This window comes from Flavihumibacter solisilvae (genome assembly GCF_000814475.1).
In the GTDB taxonomy this organism is placed as follows: Bacteria; Bacteroidota; Bacteroidia; order Chitinophagales; family Chitinophagaceae; genus Flavihumibacter; species Flavihumibacter solisilvae.
The window spans coordinates 1-4,844 of sequence record NZ_JSVC01000050.1 but is presented as its reverse complement, the minus strand read 5'-3'; the positions used below and the strand labels follow the sequence as shown (position 1 = coordinate 4,844).

Sequence of the window (4,844 nt, the reverse complement as noted above, 5' to 3'; positions counted from 1 at the left end):
AATTTGACTTTCGGTGTGATTCTTACGTTTCATTTCGAGATTTAAAGTTAACAATTCAAGTAATTGATAACTCTAATTCTGCTGGCCGGAGAGTGGGGAAGCCTACAGTATTGATCAATGTTTTTAAAATATTGGTCCAGGTATGTTTTTTCACCGGGATTCTCTTTTACTGCTTTTTCTAATCTTTTTCTTTGTATCAATAAATAATCTTTCCGGCTTATAATGGAGAACGGAAGCGTATCGCCATAGGTAATTAACCAGCGGTATTCTTTTATTTTGTTTTCCAGGTGGCTGTCGCCTACTACCTCTTCTCCCATAAAATAATAGTCGTCTTTTTTTACCGGCATTGCTTTCAGTTTCAGGTATCCTCTAAAATCATCAGTCGCAATATCAGCAGCGTAAAGGTTATTCAACCAGTACATAACATTGGCCGTAATGTTCACCGTAGTAGGAGTGGAGTAGTCAACATAATACTTTGATTTATCTGCACTCTGCTGATCGCATAGGTATCTCAGGACATACATTGAATAATGATAGGGGTCTGCAATCCAGTTGCTGGCTGCAGGCAAACCCTTTCCATACACAGTACTGTAAGAAATTTGGCATCCGGTTGGTTTATAGCTTGCAGATACCATTTTGTGAATAGCAGCAATCACTGATTTTTCTTTTGCTAAATCTGCTGCCTTTACATTAACAATAGAACCTTGTTGACCCGCTTTCCAGGTGCCGGGCTTATGTGCCAGTAATGCTTTAGTACAATCCTGTGAATAAGTAGTTGTTGTTATCAATAAGAGTAAGGTTGAAAGAATGTAATTCATATTGATTGGTTGAGTTGTTACATTAGGCATACTTAGTATAAGTTACTCCAAGTTTCGATTGGGGAACACAGCCGCCTGACTCGAACTATTCTTACGTACTTACGATCACGTACTTTTCTTTTTTCTTGGTGTTCTAACCGGTACCGCTTTTTTAGATTGCTTCTGTGCTTTAGGTTTCTCTTTCACCTCTATATTTTCATTCTTCACTTCCTTAAGTTTTACAGGCTCCCTAACACCATGTAAAAACTCGGGCAACTTTACAACATTTGAATAAGATTGAAGCTTTTGTGCTGATTGAATAAGCGGAGCAATTCTTCCATGCAAACTTGTTGCAACGTCAAACAAAGTTGACACATACTTAGGCTCAGGATTGTTACTAAAATTAAAGAGTCCAGTTGAAACTGGTGTCCTTAGCCTCTCTAACTCCGCTTTTGCGGTAGTCAATTCGGCCCTTGTCATTTTCGAAGATGAAATTGTTTGTTCTAATTTATCCAAAGCGTTCTGGTGCTCAATTGCCAAAGTACGGTACCTTGTCCTTTCCGAATTTAATTCCTCTTGTAAAAACATAAGGAATGAACCCATTTCATCGGCACTTCCCGAAAGTCGGTTAAGGATCATCAAAAATTTCGAATAAATTAAATCGTCAACATTATTGGGGTATCGAATTGTGTGATCAATTTCTGACCATGCTTCTTCATAGATTGTTCTGACTTGTATTTCAATTAAGATCTTTTCTTTGATAGGCTGTACTTCAATAACATAGTGTACTGATCGATAACCAAATTTGTGCTCATTTAGTCGGCACCCTTTTTCTATAAAATAATTAAGTCCATCCTTTTCCAAATCACCTTTCCGAAAATTTGCTGTAGGTTGTTCATGCTGATTCCATTTTTGATTAATATAATCATGTACCCTTGCCCAGTCTTCTTTGAAAAGGTGAAGCGCTCTTAACCCAATAAGATCTGTAACCTCCTTCTTATAATTTGAAACTGTAATATTTAAAGTCGGGTCGTTGAGTTTTTTTCTTATGATTTTGTCAATTAAATGCTCAGGATTTTTAATCCTATATCTTACGGAATGGACATCTTTTGCTTTCATAAGCAAATTCATAACAAACTGGGCTGTCGGTTCCAAACCGGTCATATACTCAGAATAGTCTGAATAAATTGAAGCAAGTTCATTCCAGTCAAGCCCCGACTCAGTGAATCGATCTTCCGAAATGTTGTATTTTTTTAGAAAATCTTCTTGGCTCAACATTAGTGTGGGTTTCATAAATACAGTTTCAATGCTTCAAAATATAACAAAAATCCAAAGGGACATAGCGTCCCCTATTTCGTCCCTCAAAAAAACAAACCCCTTGAAAGCATTAGCTATCAATGGGTTATAATTTAATTACCAATAACACTTTATATTTAGTATCAAAAAGCAACTATATGTATCTTTTTAAAGTAGAAGACACATTTATGATAACAGATCGTGGTCTTACTTTAACTCCGGGATTCGGTGACCAAAAAGTGAAAGTAGGTGATAAAATAAAGATTGTTCGTCCGGATAATACAATAGTTGAAACCATAATTAGAGGTATCAGTTTCGGAGATCACTCAATTTTAGTAGGCAAGGAATTATTAAAGGAAGATGTACCAATCGATTCAGAAGTTTGGCTAATAAGAGATTGAAGCGCCTAGCCATAATTCAATTCATACTCAATCTGTCTCCTGTATCGTCCCCCCAGAAAGAAAAAACCCCTGAAAGCTATTGCTATCATGTTTTTTTTTAATGCTTGTGCCCAGGACTGGATTATTGCATGATCCAGGTACTCCTGCGAGGGGCGTACTCAAAAGCCCCGCGTCGCTATCGCGCCGTCGGTTTTTTTATGGGCCAGCTTATGAAAACTATCTTTCAACGCTTGCCCATAAAAAAACCCCGACTATCGTCGGGGCTTTTTGTGCCCAGGACTGGATTCGAACCAGCACACCTCGCGGCGCCGCCACCTGAAGACGGTGCGTCTACCAATTTCGCCACCTGGGCATTCCGTTATTTGCGTAACGGGGTGCAAATATACAGAAAGATCAATTTCTACCAAGTTTCGGGAGGAAAAAATTTGCATTGGTTTATGCGTCAATAAGGTGGATTAAGGTAGTAGCTTAAAAAAAAGGAAATTACAATTATGGGGAATAAAAAATAATTTAGAAAATCTAAATAAAAATTTAGATTTGTGTCACCCTCAACAGAGTAGCAATATGCCCAATCCTGATTGATCGATCGAGGAATATTTTAACCTGCCAGGACAAGAATTATGGTTATTATAAGCAAGACGATTTTAAAGGAGTTTATAAGGCAAAATCCACTATCTGAGGACGCGATCTTACGGTGGTATTCGATTTGTAAAGAATACAACTGGGAGAATTTAGGAGCTCTTAAAAGACAGCTTCCCAAAACTGACTATGTGGGAAACGACTTGTATGTGTTCGATATTCACGGTAATAAGTTCAGAATTATTGCCAGGATATTTTTTAAAACCCGTACCATATACATTCGATTTGTTGGTCCACATTCGGCCTATGACAGGGTCAAATTATCCGACCTGTAAGTGGATAATCCCCTTGGATCAAAGGGGTGTTATTGATCTTGCAATATGCAATCATGAAAGAAGTTATTGAAAAAAAGTCTGTGACGAGAAGGAGAAGTGTGAAAAGGAAAACTGCAGTGAAAAAAACTGTAAAGACACCAATCAAAAAAAATATCATCCAAAGTAAAGAAGCCTATGACCTGACCATGCAGGAAATAGACAGCTTGATGAAGCGTGGCGAGGCCAATCTCACAGCAGGGGAATTGAAGAGACTAACAGTGCTTGCAGCAGCAGCTGAAGCCTTTGAAGATTTGCATGATCCTATGCCATTGCCGTCCTCACTCCAGGAAATTATTCGTATCAGGCTATTACAATTACACATAAAGCAAAATTTTGCCGCCAAATTGTTAGGAGTAAGCGATGCTAAGTTTTCACTAATCATGAATGGTAAGCAAAAGCCCGACATACTATTTGTTAAAGCGATTCATGAGAAACTGTCGGTAGATGCTAATGTGATATTGAAGGCAATCTGATTTCGTCAAAAATGAAATTTCTAAATCGAAGTTTGGGCTTTCACCAGGCGTAAAGGCTTGTGAAAGCCCTTTCCGCGGTGATCGGGATGCGTGAATACATCCAGCAGGTATCCTTCCTCGTTTTCGGTCAACGAAGACAGTAATAGTAATATACAGCTGCCGATAGTGCAAAACCTTTCTGAATCTAAAATTCGGAAAGGTATTCTCAGTTTAAACAATTTGCCAGACCGCCACATGTTCCGTATGCACTTTGCCGGAACATACCTGGTGTAATGTTTGTCTGGTTTTTGAAAAAGTGAGAAAGGTGACTTTCGTCGGTAAAGCCAAATTCGTCGGCAATTTGTTTAAGCGTCACCTGGTTTGACCTGAGCCTGTTCTGGATTAATGATACGCGGTATTTATTAACGTAGGATCTAAAACTGTCACCATAGTTTTTCTTAAAGAAAGTACTAAAATAAGCAGACGAAATGTTGAAATGATTTGAAATGGATTTTATTGCAATCATTGCGGGCGAGTAAATGTGTTGATGGATGTACGATATAATTTGTTCATCCAAAGGAACATTCAATTGCATCGATGAGGTTTCATTTGACTTGCCCACTACTTCCCTGGTTAATCCAAGAATGGACAGGATCTGGTAAAAGACAAAGGGAGAAGTGGCAATCAGGGGGTCATCGTAATAAGATACAATATTTTCTACTGCATTTCTTAAAATGGTTTTTTCCCGGGGAGAAAAATCAGGTTTGGTTTCTTTTAGTTGTTTATGCTGCATCACCACCTGGGGTGAATGAAGTATAATGCTTTCAGCGGTATGCTTATGAAAGTAGTTGTCTGTAAACTTGATGGATGCAAACCGGGTACATTCCATGATGTCAAAATAGTGGTGGTCTCCCGGGCAAATGAAAAATACATCATGTGTGGCAT

At 38.4% G+C, this 4,844-nt stretch carries 6 protein-coding genes and 1 tRNA gene; 3 read left to right on the top strand and 4 right to left on the bottom strand.

The annotated features are described in order from the left end of the window. Positions 1-47: 47 nt before the first annotated feature. Positions 48-818, bottom strand: coding sequence for a hypothetical protein (locus tag OI18_RS23315; RefSeq protein WP_152616958.1), 771 nt, complete (start codon positions 816-818; stop codon positions 48-50). A gap of 105 nt (positions 819-923) precedes the next feature. Continuing rightward, the gene (locus OI18_RS24110; RefSeq protein WP_052273526.1) at positions 924-2,090 is read right to left on the bottom strand and encodes a RelA/SpoT domain-containing protein; all 1,167 of its coding nucleotides are present in this window, start codon (positions 2,088-2,090) and stop codon (positions 924-926) included. A 161-nt stretch (positions 2,091-2,251) separates the two neighbouring features. Here OI18_RS24110 and OI18_RS23305 point away from each other — a divergent pair, with 161 nt between their 5' ends. Next, positions 2,252-2,494 (top strand): hypothetical protein, encoded by a 243-nt coding sequence (locus tag OI18_RS23305; RefSeq protein WP_039144724.1) that lies wholly within the window; start codon positions 2,252-2,254, stop codon positions 2,492-2,494. 270 nt (positions 2,495-2,764) lie between these two features. On the opposite strand, the gene OI18_RS23300 is transcribed toward OI18_RS23305, so the two are convergent. After that, a tRNA-Leu gene (locus OI18_RS23300) sits at positions 2,765-2,846 on the bottom strand. Positions 2,847-3,114: 268 nt separating this feature from the next. On the opposite strand from OI18_RS23300, the gene OI18_RS25260 reads away from it, so the two are divergent. Together OI18_RS25260 and OI18_RS23290 are read left to right on the top strand one after the other, a co-directional pair. Continuing rightward, a complete protein-coding gene (locus OI18_RS25260; protein ID WP_039144721.1) occupies positions 3,115-3,408 on the top strand; it encodes a type II toxin-antitoxin system HigB family toxin in 294 nt (97 codons plus the stop codon). Between the two features lie 53 nt (positions 3,409-3,461). After that, positions 3,462-3,920 (top strand): transcriptional regulator, encoded by a 459-nt coding sequence (locus tag OI18_RS23290; RefSeq protein WP_052273525.1) that lies wholly within the window; start codon positions 3,462-3,464, stop codon positions 3,918-3,920. Between the two features lie 205 nt (positions 3,921-4,125). On the opposite strand, the gene OI18_RS23285 is transcribed toward OI18_RS23290, so the two are convergent. Beyond that, on the bottom strand, positions 4,126-4,844 hold a 719-nt coding region (locus tag OI18_RS23285), incomplete at its 5' end, for a helix-turn-helix domain-containing protein (protein ID WP_039144718.1).

What these genes read in the sequence shown, in the direction of transcription:
- OI18_RS23315 (WP_152616958.1), bottom strand. Translation starts at nt 818, where the DNA reads ATGAATTACATTCTTTCAACCTTACTCTTATTGATAACAACAACTACT.
- OI18_RS25260 (WP_039144721.1), top strand. Translation starts at nt 3,115, where the DNA reads ATGGTTATTATAAGCAAGACGATTTTAAAGGAGTTTATAAGGCAAAAT.
- OI18_RS24110 (WP_052273526.1), bottom strand. Translation starts at nt 2,090, where the DNA reads ATGAAACCCACACTAATGTTGAGCCAAGAAGATTTTCTAAAAAAATAC.
- OI18_RS23305 (WP_039144724.1), top strand. Translation starts at nt 2,252, where the DNA reads ATGTATCTTTTTAAAGTAGAAGACACATTTATGATAACAGATCGTGGT.
- OI18_RS23290 (WP_052273525.1), top strand. Translation starts at nt 3,462, where the DNA reads ATGAAAGAAGTTATTGAAAAAAAGTCTGTGACGAGAAGGAGAAGTGTG.